Source organism: Haloarcula rara (assembly GCF_029338235.1).
Lineage (GTDB): Archaea > Halobacteriota > Halobacteria > Halobacteriales > Haloarculaceae > Haloarcula > Haloarcula rara.
Window position 1 is genome coordinate 179,422 of record NZ_CP119786.1, and the last position, 15,379, is coordinate 194,800.

16 protein-coding genes are annotated in these 15,379 nt (G+C 62.2%); 7 read left to right on the forward strand and 9 right to left on the reverse strand.

What is annotated here, in order from left to right; genetic code table 11:
- Window positions 1-3: 3 nt before the first annotated feature.
- Window positions 4-378, reverse strand: a complete 375-nt coding sequence (locus tag P1K32_RS17280; protein WP_276252262.1) for a DUF4112 domain-containing protein — start codon at window positions 376-378, stop codon at window positions 4-6.
- A 237-nt stretch (window positions 379-615) separates the two neighbouring features.
- Here P1K32_RS17280 and P1K32_RS17285 point away from each other — a divergent pair, with 237 nt between their 5' ends.
- Window positions 616-1,665 carry a glycosyltransferase family 4 protein gene (locus P1K32_RS17285; protein WP_276252263.1) on the forward strand — a complete coding sequence of 350 codons (1,050 nt, stop codon included), beginning with the start codon at window positions 616-618 and terminating at the stop codon, window positions 1,663-1,665.
- Window positions 1,666-1,722: 57 nt separating this feature from the next.
- Here P1K32_RS17285 and P1K32_RS17290 read toward each other — a convergent pair whose 3' ends face one another.
- Window positions 1,723-2,070, reverse strand: a complete 348-nt coding sequence (locus P1K32_RS17290) for a DUF7510 family protein (RefSeq protein WP_276252264.1) — start codon at window positions 2,068-2,070, stop codon at window positions 1,723-1,725.
- A 282-nt stretch (window positions 2,071-2,352) separates the two neighbouring features.
- Here P1K32_RS17290 and P1K32_RS17295 point away from each other — a divergent pair, with 282 nt between their 5' ends.
- The 3 genes from P1K32_RS17295 (at window position 2,353) to P1K32_RS17305 (ending at window position 6,514) form a co-directional block, all read left to right on the forward strand.
- Entirely contained in the window at window positions 2,353-2,730 is a 378-nt protein-coding gene (locus tag P1K32_RS17295; RefSeq protein ID WP_220590071.1) for a hypothetical protein, read from the forward strand.
- Window positions 2,731-3,658: 928 nt separating this feature from the next.
- Window positions 3,659-4,846: an orc1/cdc6 family replication initiation protein gene (locus tag P1K32_RS17300; RefSeq protein ID WP_276252265.1), complete on the forward strand. Its 1,188-nt coding sequence runs from the start codon at window positions 3,659-3,661 to the stop codon at window positions 4,844-4,846.
- Between the two features lie 924 nt (window positions 4,847-5,770).
- Window positions 5,771-6,514, forward strand: a complete 744-nt coding sequence (locus P1K32_RS17305; RefSeq protein WP_276252266.1) for a GNAT family N-acetyltransferase — start codon at window positions 5,771-5,773, stop codon at window positions 6,512-6,514.
- A gap of 70 nt (window positions 6,515-6,584) precedes the next feature.
- Here the strand turns inward: P1K32_RS17305 and P1K32_RS17310 are convergent, their stop codons facing one another.
- Window positions 6,585-7,292: a CBS domain-containing protein gene (locus P1K32_RS17310; protein WP_276252267.1), complete on the reverse strand. Its 708-nt coding sequence runs from the start codon at window positions 7,290-7,292 to the stop codon at window positions 6,585-6,587.
- A gap of 533 nt (window positions 7,293-7,825) precedes the next feature.
- Between P1K32_RS17310 and P1K32_RS17315 the strand changes: the two genes are divergently transcribed.
- The 3 genes from P1K32_RS17315 to P1K32_RS17325 all read left to right on the forward strand — a co-directional run bounded on the left by P1K32_RS17315 (window position 7,826) and on the right by P1K32_RS17325 (window position 9,777).
- On the forward strand, window positions 7,826-8,503 hold the full coding sequence (locus P1K32_RS17315; RefSeq protein ID WP_276252268.1) for a hypothetical protein: 678 nt from the start codon (window positions 7,826-7,828) through the stop codon (window positions 8,501-8,503).
- Between the two features lie 209 nt (window positions 8,504-8,712).
- Window positions 8,713-9,321 carry a DNA starvation/stationary phase protection protein Dps gene (gene dps, locus P1K32_RS17320; protein WP_276252269.1) on the forward strand — a complete coding sequence of 203 codons (609 nt, stop codon included), beginning with the start codon at window positions 8,713-8,715 and terminating at the stop codon, window positions 9,319-9,321.
- Between the two features lie 117 nt (window positions 9,322-9,438).
- Window positions 9,439-9,777 carry a DUF7130 family rubredoxin-like protein gene (locus P1K32_RS17325; protein WP_276252270.1) on the forward strand — a complete coding sequence of 113 codons (339 nt, stop codon included), beginning with the start codon at window positions 9,439-9,441 and terminating at the stop codon, window positions 9,775-9,777.
- Between the two features lie 139 nt (window positions 9,778-9,916).
- On the opposite strand, the gene P1K32_RS17330 is transcribed toward P1K32_RS17325, so the two are convergent.
- The 6 genes from P1K32_RS17330 to P1K32_RS17355 form a co-directional block, all read right to left on the reverse strand.
- A complete protein-coding gene (locus P1K32_RS17330) occupies window positions 9,917-10,267 on the reverse strand; it encodes a hypothetical protein (RefSeq protein WP_276252271.1) in 351 nt (116 codons plus the stop codon).
- A gap of 114 nt (window positions 10,268-10,381) precedes the next feature.
- Complete coding sequence (locus P1K32_RS17335) at window positions 10,382-11,320, reverse strand: hypothetical protein (RefSeq protein ID WP_276252272.1); 939 nt, start codon at window positions 11,318-11,320, stop codon at window positions 10,382-10,384.
- A gap of 323 nt (window positions 11,321-11,643) precedes the next feature.
- Entirely contained in the window at window positions 11,644-11,991 is a 348-nt protein-coding gene (locus P1K32_RS17340; protein ID WP_276252273.1) for a HalOD1 output domain-containing protein, read from the reverse strand.
- A gap of 206 nt (window positions 11,992-12,197) precedes the next feature.
- Window positions 12,198-13,577, reverse strand: a complete 1,380-nt coding sequence (locus tag P1K32_RS17345) for a hypothetical protein (protein ID WP_276252274.1) — start codon at window positions 13,575-13,577, stop codon at window positions 12,198-12,200.
- Between the two features lie 93 nt (window positions 13,578-13,670).
- Window positions 13,671-13,970 (reverse strand): DUF7553 family protein, encoded by a 300-nt coding sequence (locus P1K32_RS17350; protein WP_276252275.1) that lies wholly within the window; start codon window positions 13,968-13,970, stop codon window positions 13,671-13,673.
- 52 nt (window positions 13,971-14,022) lie between these two features.
- Window positions 14,023-15,345, reverse strand: a complete 1,323-nt coding sequence (locus tag P1K32_RS17355; protein ID WP_276252276.1) for a cation:proton antiporter — start codon at window positions 15,343-15,345, stop codon at window positions 14,023-14,025.
- Window positions 15,346-15,379 lie beyond the last annotated feature (34 nt).

Sequence of the window (15,379 nt, forward strand, 5' to 3'; positions counted from 1 at the left end):
TGTCTAGCTGTCGAGTTGCCGTTCCATCAGCCCATAGTTCCACTGGTTGGCCTTCCAGAGCGCGTCGAACACCGTTCCGAGTATCGGGACCGAGCCGATGACGGCGTCGACGGCCACCAGTGAGAGCATCAGCAGGAGTGTCCGACTGGGGACCCCGAGTCGATAGGCCTCGACGACCGGATACAGCGAGAGGACCGCACCGGCGGCGTCGCCCGCGACGGGAAGGATGCTCAAGATTGGGTCGAGCCCGATACGGACCTCGGTGCCCGGAATCCGCACCGCCTCGTCGAGCAGCCGCGTAACCGTCTGAACACGCTCCAGGGTAGCGGCTTCGTCCGCCGTCAGCGAGGACTGGGACACCGTCAAGTTCTGTCTCATAGATACGATACACGCGCCGCGGGGATAGGTGTGTTTCCCGGCAAGGTCGTTTCTGTTTCCCGGCTGCATCGTTTTAACCAACAAATCGTCGAAAATGGCCGGAGTGTTGGTTAGCGACTACTACTGGGTATCCAGTTCGCTCTGCCCGAATGCGACGCCGACATTCCGACCAGCGCTTCCCGACCACCACAAACGTATTTACCGCATTGACTTGATTTACGAATACGGGTTACTGATATGCCACCGAAAGTTTTGATGCTCGGCTGGGGGTTCCCGCCGAACATCACCGGCGGACTCGACACGGTCGTGGGCGAACTGTACGAGCAACTCGAACCGCGCGACGACATCCAGTTCGAACTGGTGTTGCCGGACGAATACGCCCCGGAAGACAGAGCGGGCATCCACGGGGTACCGACCGGCCAGGGCGACATCATCACGCGAATCGGCCGACTTGCCGGTGAGTTCGCCGACATCGCGTCCGATTTCGACATCATCCACACGAATGACTGGTTCGGCTACAACCCCGGCACGCGAGCCGCCTCGACCAGCGACGTCGAGTGGGTTACCTCCTTCCACTCGCTCTCGCAGGACCGCAACGTCAACCCGCCGGAGCGGGAGGTCCAGACAGAACAGCGGGTGGCAAACCGGTCGGACCACCTCGTCGCCGTCAGCGATTTCACCCGGCGTCGAATCAAGGAGTTCTACGACGCTGACGCACGGGTCATCCACAACGGCTTCTCTTCGGTCGAGCCGACAGGCGAAGATATCAAGGCCAAGTACGATATCGACGGGAAGATGCTGTTTTTCGTCGGCCGACACACCGACCAGAAGGGGCTCTCCTATCTTCTGTACGGCCTCTCGAAACTCCGCCGTGACGACCTGACACTGGTGCTGGGCGGGACTGGCCACCTGACCGACCAGCTCAAGCGCTTTGCCGAGCTCCTCGGTATCGAGGACCAGGTCATCTTCGCCGGCTTCCTCGCCCAGGAAGCACTCGGGGACTACTACGCCAGTGCGGATCTGTTCGTCTCCCCGTCACTGGCCGAACCGTTCGGCATAACCATCGTCGAATCGCTGTCAGTCGGGACCCGCGTCGTCGCCTGCGAGAGCGGTGCCGCGGAACTGCTACCCGAGGATTGTGTCATCGAAGTCGAGCCGGATTCGGACTCCATCGCCGACGGCATCGAGCACGCGCTCGCGCTGGATACCCCCATTGAATACGAGGAGCGGACCTGGGAAGACGTGGCTGACGAACACGTGGAGTTCTACAACGAGATTCTGGAGTAGCCCAGCGGCGAAACGCCGGCCGTCAATTCGAGACCACGACGACAGTGAGACGGGCCGCTATCGGAGAAAGCGGATGTCAGTTATCGGTTCCGGGTGGACGATGAAGTAGCCGCCGGCCGTCGGCTCCATCCCGGTGACCGACGAGGCGTCGGGATGGGTCGAGTACGGACTCTCCTGGGCCCCGCTCCGAGGTTCGTAGGGGCTGTCGTAGGCCCCACCGCCCGGTTCGGCCTCGCGGTCGAAGTCTTCCGGCGGGAGGTAGATCTTCTCGCCCGACTCCGACCGGACGATAACAGCCGTGTCACGGTCACCCGTGACACGGATTTCGGTCCGGCCGTTACCGATGTCCATATCGAAACCGACCGATTCGAGCGGCGTGTCCTCGTTTTCCGAACTCTCGCTCATGGCGGAAGAATGGAGGGTCATTTACTTAGTCCTTCGCCACACCGTCGCGGTCGCTCGTAGAACACGGCCGCAACCGACCGTGACCAGCAACTGGAGCCAGCGACCACGGAACTGTCCGCATACGAAATACATCGTGTGAGTCGAACCGGCCCGGTCGAGACGTGTAGTCAAGTTCTGACCTGTTGGTGAGTACGTGAGTGCCGACACGGGTGTACGTGAAACGACCAAGAATATCACCCAGACACGAGCAGGTTTGAGCGAGAGCGTGGTAGGTTCAGTACAATGATTGATACGACACAGATACAGATTGCTGCCGTCGTGTTCCCGATTATCGTCCTTATTACGAACTTCGCTATCAATTCCGTAACAGACGAGGACGACCGGCGCTATCGGATTTTCGTCGGTGGGATGGGAATACTTGGGCTACTTACGGCGATGATCGCCGCGATGCTCCTGTTTATCGGCGGATTTCTCGAACTCCAGTTCGTCGTCGCCTACCGCTTTCTGGTGGTGTCGGTGGTCGTGATATTCTTCCTCTCACTGGGAATCATGGTCCACGAGCTATCGCGAGGACTCGATGCCGACGCCGACAGGGTGTACGTCTTCGTCGGAATCGGCGTGTTCGTCAGCCTGTCGGTCGTTCTCCTGCGTGTGCTGTGAAAACATGGGAATGTGATAGATGAGGAATCGGTAACGGTGGCCCGAATGGAAGGTTTAACCAACAGATTGGGTTTTGCGGGTCGGCTGTTGGTTAAGAGTGAGTCAGAGGGAGTTCGTACAGAACAGCCCACTGGTCGAGACCGTTGCGCAAATTGTCAAGTAGAGAATTAAGAGCATGATTTGTGAGGGGACACACCCACCCCACTGGTTCCGCTGTTAGCGAAGAGAAGACGGCACCACCCCCATGGGAGGGGGTGCCTTGTCATTCTGTGAGGAACGGCATACGGATGTGGTTAGCGAGCCATCTATTTAAGCTTATTTGCTAGAGATAGAACCTTATGCAGAAGTACCCTAAAAGAGTAGAACAACGCCCAGCTACCAAGTCACAGCTAGCTTTAACAGCTACCGTTCACAGCTACCACCCACAGCTACTACCTACAGCTACAGCAAATTGTAACTAGCTACTGCTCTGCTCACAGCTACTGCTCACAGCTACTGCTCACAGCTACTGCTAACGGCTACTGCTAACGGCTACTGCAGACTGCTAACAATACAACACTGCTCAAACTACTACGTACCGCACATAGCTACTGTAGACTGGCTACAGCGTCTATTTAACGGACGAGACTAGCACGAAACTCTCACAAAACTCGAATGAAGGTAGTACAATGCGACATTGCGGGCGACAACTGCGGGACACTGGCTCACTCTCGAGTCAGCCCGAAACGTAGAGTCCCACCCTCCTCCATCTATCGCTAACAGCGGAACCAGTGGGGTGGGTGTCTTCCCCGACAACACCCTGGTTTGCGGTGTTTGACCCTAACAGCGGAACCAGTGGAGTGAATGCTATATAAACAAACTCGAACAGCGGAAGCAGCGGAAGCAAAGGAACCAAAGGTTAAGTCCTTCCCGCTCCGAGACCAAATCGATGAGTGACCTCTCGTTTACGCCGACGTCGTCGATATTCGAGAAGCGTGAGGCGCTGCTGGAGGAGTGGACGCCCGAGGAACTCGTGGGACGTGACAACGAACTCCAGCGGTACCACGCCGCGTTACAGCCGGTAATCAACAACGAGAGTCCCTCCAACATCTTCCTCTACGGCAAGAGCGGCGTCGGAAAGACTGCCGCGACCCGGTATCTCCTCAACGCGCTCAAACGTGACGCCGCGGACGTTCCGGAACTGGACCTCCACACCATCGAGATAAACTGTGACGGACTCAACTCGAGCTACCAGGCCGCAGTCGCTCTCGTCAACGAACTTCGTGACCCCGCCAAGCAGATCTCGAACACCGGCTATCCCCAGGCATCGGTGTACCAGTTCCTCTTCGAGGAGCTCAACGACACCGGTGGCACAGTGCTCATCGTCCTTGACGAGGTCGACCACATCCAGGACGACTCGCTGCTGTATAAGCTCCCGCGGGCGCGCTCGAACGGCGACGTGACGGAGGCGAAACTCGGCGTCATCGGCATCTCTAACGATCTCGACTTCCGGAACCAGCTCTCCTCGAAAGTCCGTTCCAGCCTCTGTGAGAAAGAGGTCTCTTTCTCCGCCTACGACGCCCAGGAGCTCCAGCTCGTCCTCCAGCAACGCGATTCGGTGGCGTTCAAAGACGGGGTCCTCGACGACGGTGTGGTCCAGATGTGTGCTGCATACGGCGCCAAGGACTCGGGGGACGCCCGGCAAGCGCTCGACCTCCTGCTCGAAGCGGGTGACCTCGCCCGGGAGTACAACGACGACCTCGTCACCGAGGCCCACGTTCGCGAGGCCAGACAGCGCCTCCAGACGGATCAGGTCGTCGAGGGTATCAGGAACTACTCCGACCACGGCCAGCTCGTCCTGTACGCGCTGACGTTGCTGGCCGAGCGGGACGAAACGCCGGCGCGGACGAAGGACATCCTGGCGGCCTACAAGCAGGTGGCAAAGGAGAACGGTATGGATCCGGTCTCACTGCGGTCTGTCCGGGACTATCTCGGCGAACTGGACCAGCTGGGCATCATCTCCTCGACGGAGTTCAACCGAGGCAAAGGCGGCGGCAAGTACAAAGAACACGAGCTGGAGCAGTCGGTTTCGTCGGTGAAGACGGGGCTCTCCGAGATTCTCGACGCGACGCCCTGACCCCACCGCTTCCGCTGTTACCGGCGCTGATTGTCGCCTGCCAGTCACGGGTCGCCAGTTACCACTCCAACACCACTGGTTCCGCTGTTAGCGACGCCCCTGTAACCCGGCGGCGTCTTTCTGACGACCTGGTGTCACTCCCAAGCGACTGTGACCAATGAACGGTAAGTGTGCTAGCATTCGACAGGGGATAATACTCGCTTTCTGCCGTGGTATGACCGATAAGCTGTTCCATCGGATGGCACCACTCCACCGCTTCCGCTGTTAGCGCTCCTGCTGGAACGCACCCCACCGCTTCCGCTGTTAGCGCCGTGCGGGGCAATCACCACCAGTCGCGTAGTTCTGTACCACAGCTTCCGCTGTTACGACCGGTCTACCCCACCGGTTCCGCTGTTACAGCTATCGGATACCTCCCACCGCTTCCGCTGTTAGCCACACCTTCGCCACGCACCAGACTCCGCCGTTGGGACTGCCCCGACTCACTGCCGATTCCGCTTGCTCTGGAACACCATCGCTTCCGCTGTTAGTCGAACGAGGGGTCAGGATACCCCACTGGTTCCGCTGTTAGCGGGGACAGCAGGTTCCTTCGCCGCAGTTAGATGGTCTCACCGAACAGTCTTGCACTGCTGATTCCTGGCCTATACACTGCTGATTCCCGGCCTAGCTCGTCGGGCTGTACGGGGACGGTGGGCGAGGGACTTGGTCGGTCGTATTAACCAATATCCCCGCCAACACACCCGGAATGTTGGTTAAATACCGACCCAGTCGGACTCGATAAGTCTGACCTCGGAGACATCGCCAGACGGTACCCACCCGTGACACCCAGTGTGACGCCCGGATTCTCGATACCACATCACTGATGGGTCGACCGAGCCAACTGAATTCGGGAGGGGCTCTTTTCCACGCGGAGCGCGAACGTCGCGTATGGACATTCGAGAGGCGACGCCGGCAGACAGCGACCGCATCGGGCGCATCGCCGAGAGTTCGTTCAACTCGTCGTTCGCGCTCAGCCCGGAGGAGATTGCAACGCTCGTCGAGGAGCGATTCTCCGAATCGGCCCTGGAAGAGCGGCTGTCGGATTCGGACGGCTGGTTCCTGGCGGCGGAGACGGAGCTCGACGGCGAGACTATTTTGGGCGGGTTCTTGGACGGCACAGCGGCCGGGCGCATCCGTTGGCTCCACGTCGACCCGGAGGCTCGCGGGCACGGCATCGGGACGGCGCTGGTTGAACACCTCCGAGCGGAGCACGGAGACCGCCCACTCGCCTGGGAGGTCCTTGACGACGCCGTGGAGGGCGTCGGGTTCTGTGAGCAGTTCGGACTCACCGAACAGGGCCGAGATTCACTCGAAATCGGCGGTCACGAGTACGGTGTGACCCTCTACGCCGAGGGCGAACGGGTCGAGGAATCGAACGAGCCGGCGGTCCCGGTTCCAGCGTCGGTCAGCGTCGAGGGCGAGGCCCGTCCGCTCGACCGCGACGACCCGATTCCCGGCCGAGAGGCTCCGTTCTTTCGGACCTTCGTGTCGGGGGACCGCGAGTCGGCGTACGGCTACTTCTGTTCGCAGTGTGGAAGCACCAACGTGACCGCCGATGGGCTGGACCGGCTGGAGTGTGGGGACTGTGGCAACGTCCATCTGGCCGACGAGTGGGACGGTGCGTATCTCTGATGCGGTGGGGCCCCTGCTGTCGGCCGGGAGTTCTCTCGCTGGGGCTGCCGTGAGCCATCCGCTCAGTGCGCTACAGGTTCGGGGACTGAGACTGGACGGTGTCGGAGACCTCGCTGACGACGCCGCCGAGTAGGACCAGCGTGTCGTCGAGGGTGACGATACCACGGAGCGCGCCGTTGTCGTCGACGATCGGGAGCCGCCGGATTCCCTCGTCGCTCATGACCTGGATTGCATCGAAGATGTTCATCGATGGGTCGGCCGTGAACACGTCGCCGTGGAGCAGGTCATCGGCCGTCAGCTCCGTGATGTCGGGCTTTTCCTCCAGCGCGAGCGCGACTGTCCGGTCAGTGATGATACCGATCGGGCGGTCATCTTCGACGACGACGACAGAGCCGACGTCGTTCTCGGCCATCTGAGCGACTACCGTCCGAACCGGCGTGTCTCGCTCAGCGGTGACGACGTCCTCGGTGATGATCTCGTTGACCCGAATGGGTTTCAGGAGCGGTCGCTGTGGGCCCCGACCCTGCGGTTGAGGTTGCGGCTGGGCCCCTGACGGCTGTCCGAACTGCGCCGGGCCGCCGGCGGCTCCGTGTGTGGGCTGTGCAGACTGCATCTGCTGCTGTCCAATTGCCTGGGGCGGCTGTTGCTGGGACTGCTGTGGCGGCTGTTGTTGCTGAGACTGCTGTGGTGGCTGTGCTTGCTGGGCGAACTGTTGTGGCGGCGAGGGCTGTCCCTGCTGCATCGACTGGGTCTGTGGTGTGGGCTGGCCCTGTTGCATCGACTGGGGTGTACTCTGTTCTTGCTGGGCTGTTTGTGGTGTGGGTTGGCCCTGTCGCATCGACTGGATTGGACCCTGGCTTTGCTGTGCTCTCTGTCCGTGCTGTGATGTGGGCTGGCCCTGCTGCATCGACTGGGGTGTGCCCTGTCCCTGTGGCGACTGCTGGGATTGCTGTGGTGGCTGCTGGCCGGGCGGCTGGTTCGGTATCGACTGTTTCCTCTCGGGGTCCTCTGCCGGTGTGTATCCGTGGTTCGGTGTCATAGTGATGTATACGCTCCAGTGATGTACGGCGACTGAACAGTTCAATCTAGTGTCAAATAAACCTTGCCGAGTGTCCGCTTCTGACGTTGTTCCTACCGACCGTCCGTCCAGCGGCGTCCGACATCCCGTAGCACGCCTAACACTCTCAGCGGCCCGTACTAGCTCGAAAAGGCAGTCCTACTGCCGGTAGCCCAGTAGAAACAGACGAATCGTCGAGCGATTTTATGTAACTCCGCAGGAAGCTACGACCACAGGACCGGCGGGAGGACAGTATGACATCAGACGACACTGACACACAACAGGAAACCGACCCGGACGCGGAGGGAACGGCGTCCAGTGAACGAGAGTCGAACGGCCCGACGCGCGACCCGGAAACCGGAGAGTTCCGCTCAACAGACGAACAGTCGGACGACGAATCGGACCCGACGACCGAAATGCGAGAAACGGAGCCCGAATCAATGGACGAACAACACGACCAGGAGTCCGAATCGATGGACGAACAACACGACCAGGAGTCCGAATCGATGGACGAACAACACGACCAGGAGTCCGAATCGATGGACGAACCACACGAAGCGGACGGCGAAGAACAGGCGGAGGAAGTAGAGGCCGACGCAGAACCACAGGCGGATGAGGCCGACGCGGAACCACAGCTGGAGGCGGAGGAGGCCGAACCGACAGATGCGTCGGAGGGCGAGCGGGAGACAGCGGATTCGGAAGCCGAACCGGGGATGGAGACGACGACGTCGGGGAACGTGCAGGCGTCCGGCACCGAGCCAGCCCCCGAACCGTCGACAGCCGGTGGTGCCGCCCCGCACCAGTCGGCGCGGGGGACCGTTTTCGTTCCGAACCCGAACGGGTATCCGCGACCGCCAGCGACGTACCTGCCCGCAATTCCGTGGCTCCGGCTCCCGGTCCGGCCTCCGGCATACGAAACGATTTCGGTGTAACGGGCACGGTCTGTCCCCGGATTACGGGAGCGGTGCTCCGGCAGCCTTCCCCGCGCCACAGTGTGCCCTGTTTTAACAACTCAATTACTGTGAAGAGAGCCGTTCGGGACGGAAATCCGACGCTCGAGGCGATACCACTCGCGGGCATTATATGATGGCATACTAACCTTTTACAGGGGTGCGGTCGTACCCCGGAACGGAGTCCCAGTATGAGCCAGTCCCAACAGTCTATCCAGCAACAGCCGTCGGCACAGTCCAGATCCACCGGCACCGGGCAGTCACAGCCACCCAGCGCGAAACCCGGCCAGCAGTTTCCGACACGGAGCTACCTCCCGGACGAGGTCCGAACGACCAGCATCGGCCTCCTGAATCAGGCGCTGGCCGACCTCTCTGCGGTAACCATGCAGCTGAAACACGCCCACTGGAACGTGAAGGGAATCGAGTTCTACCAGCTCCACGAGCTGTTCGAGGACCTCTACGAGAGCTTCGAGCCACATATCGACGCCGTCGCAGAGCGCGCCAGCGCACTGGGGGGTCGGCCGATGGGCACTGCCGGCGCCGTCGCCCAGCAGACGACGATTCCCCAGTTGTCACACGCCGGCGTCGACGGCCAATCGATGCTCCGGGAGATAGCCGACAGACTGGCCGTCCTCGATGCGACTCTCTACCAGCAGATCGAGACCGCCGACCAGCAGGGGGACCTCGACACCGCCGACCTGCTCAACGAGGTGTCCCGTGACGTGACCAGAGCCCAGTGGTTCGTCGAGTCACATCTCCAGGTGCCACAGTCACAGGGCGCTCCCGACCAGCGACGGTAACGCGCTGACCTCGTGGGTTACTATCGAGGTCGCCAGCCGGGCGCTTCTGACCGACTCGTCCCCGAACCGAAACTGTCACACGAACAGAGTTTTGACGGCCCGGCCCGAATCACAGGTATGACTGGACGAGGCGAGCAACCCGAGCACGAAGCAGACGCGAAAGCGACCGAGAAGGCGACGGCGCTGTCGTTCGGTCAGGTCCTGTACGACGATGCGGGCCAGCCCGTCGGGAGCGTCCGCGGGATGGAGGCCGGCGGCGTCTTTCTGACGACCCGGGACGGCGTCGAGTCGTTCAGTGTCGAGCACGTTCGCTCGGGCCACGCGTTCGGTCAGGCGGAGCTCATGTGGCGCTGTCTCGACTGTGGCGAGATGGGCGACATCGGCGACAGCCTCCCGGAATCGTGCCCGAACTGCGGCGTCGAGCGGGAACAGCTGATGTACTGGACGGAGGACTGACCCGCTGGCCGGCCTTTTTTCGTCAAACCCACCACTCGGGGTGACAGAGACTATCACGAAGAACCAGTCGACAGCACGGCACCGCCGTCCCGCTGGTCGCTGGACGGCGGAAAACTATCGTCGGTCGGTCAGGTCCGGTTTACCGGCCGGGCTGGCCGGGGCCGCGGGGTGGTTGTTGCATCTGCTGTTGCTGTGCGAGTCCGCCCCCCTGCTGTGGAGGCGCTCCCTGTGGCGATCCGCCGGCGCGACCCTGCTCGGGGGCGCCTGCGGGCTGTGGGGCCTGCTGGACCATCTCGTCGGGGAGGACGAAGTGTAGTTCTGTGATGGGGACGAATCCGTCGGCCTTCCGCTCCTCCTCCTCTTCTTCCTCGTCTTCCTCACCGCCTTCGGCCGCCTGCTCCATTTCCTCCTGGAAGAACAGGACGCCGGAGTCGATAGCCTCGAAGTCGGCACACTGTATCGTGGTTCCGTCTTTACAGATAATTTGCACGGTGAAACACCATCTTCATTTTCATATGGCTGACAAATAAGTACTACCGAGCTAGCCCTGGTATCACCCGATTACTTCGGTACGGGACGGCGATACGGTGGAACGGGACCGTTCTCAGGCCTCGTCGACGGGGGGCTCTTCGCTGGACGCCTTCTCCTCGGAAACGTCACCCTTGATGGCTATCTGGCGCCGGGACTGCTGGGGCTGCTCCTGGGCCGGCTGCTGGGGCTCCTGATACGGAGCCGGTTGGATCTGCTTCTGGCCCGGCGATTGCTGGGCCGGTGGCTGCTGCATCTGAGGCTCTGGCGGCTGCTGGGACTGCTGTGCCGGTGGCTGCTGGGACTGCTGTGCCGGTGGCTGCTGGGACTGCTGTCCCGGCTGCTGGTGCATCTGGGGCTCTGGCGGCTGCTGGGCCTGCTGGCTCGGTGGCTGCTGGACCTGCTGTCCCGGCGGCTGCTGGGGCTGCTGTCCCGGCGGCTGCTGGGACTGCTGTCCCGGCTGCTGCTGCATCTGGGGCTCTGGCGGCTGTTGGGACTGCTGGCCCGGCGCCTGCTGGGACTGCTGTGTCGGTGGCTGCTGTATCGGCGTCTGAGCCTGCGGGCTGGTGGGCGGCTGCTGGGCCGGGGGCTGGGCCATCGGCTGCTGACCCTCGGCGGCGTTTCCGGGCGGGAGCTGCTGGGGGCCGGCCTGAAGCTGCTGTTGGCCGGCCTGGAGCTGCTGTTGCCCGATGTTGCCGGCCTGCTGAAGGCCCTGCTCGGTCATCTGGGTGGCCTGCTCGATGCCCTGCTCGGTCATCTGGGCGGCGTTTTCGGCGGCGCTGTCGACCGTCTGGAAGTACGTGTCCAGCGCCTCCCGTGTGAGCTCGGTGCTGCGGTTCCCGAGCCAGCTGGTCATCTCCAGTCCGTTGAGGAAGAGCTTCCCGGCGCTCTTCTGGAATTCGATGGACTGTTTCAGGGGAATCTCGACGGCCTGGTCTAGCGCCTCCTGGCCGATGTCGAGGGCGTTTTGCTGCATTTCGATTGCGTTGCTCATCAGCTGGTTCGTCTGTTGCATATCGGATTGACTCATAGTGTATCGTGAGGCGTAGTCGACGCGCGTTGTGCACACAGATCGGGCCGCGCCCGAGGGCGCGATGGAGACCGTGACCGGGCCGTCCGTGGTTCACCGGACAGTTCCCGGCGACGCGCTACACCTCGGTAGTGTGCATCGGGGAGGATGGCGGTGGCAGTATTAAACCGAAGACACTGTTCAGCCAGTAAGCGTCAATCCCCACCACGATGGCAGCGCAGATACTGAGGTTCGGGCGATATACCAGTGACATTGCCATCGCTGCCGGTCGACAGATGGGTCGACGGAAGAATCCGCTTACGACTATATCACCGGGTCGGTCGGGTGGGCTGCTGTGGCGGCACGATGGCTATCTGCCCGTCGCTGTAGACGGTCACCGTGTGATTCCAGACTGTGAACGTGAGGTTACCGTTGAAACGCCGCTCGGCGTCAGATGTGGGTTTGAACAGCTTGTCGAGCGCGTCGGGGTCGATGTAGTCGTACAGTGTAAAACCCGTATCGGTGACGTCGACGCCGCTGATGTCAGATAGCGCGTGAGCCAGTGTCGTCGTGAGTTCCGCAGGTCCGTCGAAATCGTGTTTGACGTAGTACGTCCCTGAATTCTGGACCGTGTGCTGCTGGGGAGTTTGTTTCGCGTGTGCCTCGTTACGATACATTGATTGTGACACTCTCACATTGCCTTCGGGGTAATAAAAGCTTTCCCCTCAGTATACCCCTCTATTGAGGGCAAAAAACGCATGACAACGGCCGGACCGATTCGGCTCGGCCGGCGTCGCTGCGGACCGCCCGTTCCCGGGTAATATAGACCTATTGCGGTTTGAACCGTCAGGCGCCGAGGTCCGCCTGGCTCACATAAGGTTCCTTACTCGGACTCGGGGCCCATTCGCAGGACGACCTGGTCGTCTTCGACGTGGTCGATGTGGTCGGTGTCCAGCAGGTAGCTGTCATCGTCGTCGTGGTCGCTCCACCCCAGCACCGTCCTGATGCGGTCAGTTACCGAGGGATGTGGGTTGACGTACATCTGCCCGTCATCGACGTCGACGACCATCCCGACCTCCTCGCCGTCGGGATTGACGACCGTCTTCCCCTCGTCTTCCTCCCGTGGCGTGACCCTGACGTCCTCGTCGGCCGCCGTCGGTTCGGCCACTTCGGATTCGGACATCTCCTCTTCCCCGGTCACCGAACCGCCAGCTGCCGGTTCCCCGGCGGCCGGTTCCGTGTCCGCAGTGGATTCGGTCTCTGCGGCGGCGACGGTCGCCGCGAGGTCGACGTCGTACTCGTCCTGTTCGACGATCTCGCTATCGACGACGGTGTGGGAGATGGCGTCGGTACTGACTGTCTCGGCGTCGGAGACCTCCCCGAGTATCCGTTTGTCGACCCGCATCTCTTCGTCGATAGTCTGGCGTCGCAGCAGGTTCGTCTCGATGACGTCGTCTTCGCGGAACTGGCTCTCGACGCGGCCGTGTTGGACTGCTTCGGCCGCCGTCTCCGGCGACTCGACGAGTTCGCCCTTTAGCACGGTCTCCGTGACGCCATCTATGTCGACCGTGTCACGCATCGTATCGCTCTCGACGGTCTCTGTCTCCTCGACGTCGGTCTCGACGACCTGGCTCTCGATGGTGATGCGCTCGACAACGTCCCGCGTGACCTCCCACACCTCGTCGACGTCTATCTCTACGTCGTAGGGGTCGGACAGGTTCGTCCCCGGCTGGAACCAGGACAGGTCCGTGGTCGACTCGTCCGCCGGCTCCGCTCGTGTCACAGAGCACTGGTCCACGTCGGTCGACAGCAGTGCCACGTCGACGATGTCGCTCTGGATAATCTCGCGACCCGCAATTTCGCTCTGGACGGTCGCCTCTTCGACGACGACGTGCTCGACGACGCGCCGCTCGGTTATCTCGCTTTCGACGGTCTCGCCCTCCATCAGTGCCTCCTCGACGGCCTCGCTCTCGACCGTGGCGCGGCTGATGACTTCCGAGCGGTCGACCACGTCGATATCCGTCGTCGAGTCGCCGCCTCGAACCACTATCATCCCCCGGTCTCGCAGCTCTCGCTCGAACTCCGTCCAGTCCATCTCCTCGTGGTCCGTGTGCATCTCGTCCTCGGGCACGACATCGAGCCGGCCCTCTCCCCCGCCTTCCCGACGGACCGGTACCAGTGTCTGTGTCCCGGACCACGATTGAATCGTGTCCGCGTTTGCGGATACCTGACTCTCCGTATGCGTGTTGCTCTCTCGTGACATCGAACACTCTTCGGTCTTCTGACGTTTAAGTCCCCGGACAGATACTATCGGTAACAGGCGTATTACCGACTTTGGCGACCGATTTGGGCAGTCTTACTGGGAGTCCGACTCCCAGTCTGGGGCGCGTTCCTGTCTGAACCGGTCGATGTTGTCCCGCGCGACCGAGAGCTGTCGCTGGACGACACCGTCTGTCTGGTCGCCGAGTTTCACGAGCTGGTGTTCCAGCTGTTCGAGCCGGTCGCCCTCCCGGACGTCGTCGTCGAGGGTCTCCTCGCCCGCGAGTCCGGACAGCGCCTGGACGATGGACTGGCATTGCTCGTGGACGGTCGGGTCGTCGGTCCGTTCGCTGGCTGTCTGGACCGCATCGCGGGCGATAGCGAGCCGTGATGCCATACGAACTGTAGGCAGTCCGGACGGAAACAGATGGGGGTCGACCAACCCTCTCTCAGTCGTCGGCCGCCGCGGGCTCGTCCCCGGTCTCGCCGTCCTGCTCGTCCCGCATCCGGTCGAGCGTGTTCATCACTGGCGCGGCGGAGATACCGTGCAGGAAGAGCGAGGCGACCACGATAAAGCCCAGGAGCGCCCACAGTTCCTCCGCGGCCACGATGAGTTCGTACTCCCTGAGCGACGCCGAGTTGAGCGCGTAGGCGAGATAGAAGAAGGAGCCGATACCCCTGATACCGAACGCGGCGATGACGGCCCGCTCGGCGAACAGCTGGTCGTTCCCGACGCTCGCGAGCAGGCCCGCGATCGGCCTGACGACGAGGAGTACCACGAGCCCGACGACCACGTAGGTCGGCGTCAGCGGCGCGAGCAACCCCTGGACGAGCACGCCGCCGAATAAGACGAGGACGGTCGCCATCAACAGTCGTTCCACCAGCACGGCGAAGTCGTGGAGCTTCTCGTAGTAAGCGTGCTCCCACTCGTAGTGACGCAGCGTCAGGGCGGCGACGAACACCGCGATGAACCCGTAGCCGGCGACGAGTTCCGTGGCCGCGTACGCGAGCAGGGTCGCGGCCAGCGCCTCCGCGCCCTCCATCACACGGGAGAGCTGGCTGCTCGATGGCCGACCGAAGATGAACCGCGCGATGAGGTAGCCGACGACGGCCCCGCCGATGATACCGACACCGATCTTGTAGATGACGTAGAAGCCGACCCACTCGAGCAGCCACCCGCTCCGCGAGAGGTCCAGACTCGCGCCGGCCATCAGGATAGCCAGATACGTAAAGGGGAAGGCGAGCCCGTCGTTGAGCCCCGCCTCGGAGGTGAGCGCGAATCGAATTGCCCCCTCCTGGTCTGTCGGGTCGACCTCCTCGTCGACGTCGGACGCCGGCGGCGTGGCCTCGACCGAGGACGCAAGCACCGGGTCAGTGGGCGATATCACGGCGCCCAGCAGCACCGCGACCGGGATGCTGAGCCCGAGGACACCCCACCCGAGCAGGCTGACGGCGACGATGGTAAGGGGCATCGTGATGGCGAGCAAGCGCCAGGTCGGCGACCAGGCCTGCCAGTCGAAGGGTCGGTCGAGCTTCAGCCCGGCGCCCATCAGCGAGATGATGATGACGAGCTCCGTCAGCCGCCTGGTCGCGTTGGGGTGCGAGACCGGGTCTGGGACTGTGACGCCGGTCGGCAGCGCGAAGACGAGCGCCCCGAGACCGACGTAGAGCAGGGGAAACGACATCGGTTTGTCCGCCAAAACTCGCGGTAGCACGACGGCTCCGAGAATCGAGAGACTCGTCACCAGGAGCGCGATCTCGTAGGCCGCCATAGCTAGGGTACCCCGGTCGGCCGGAAGGTCCTTG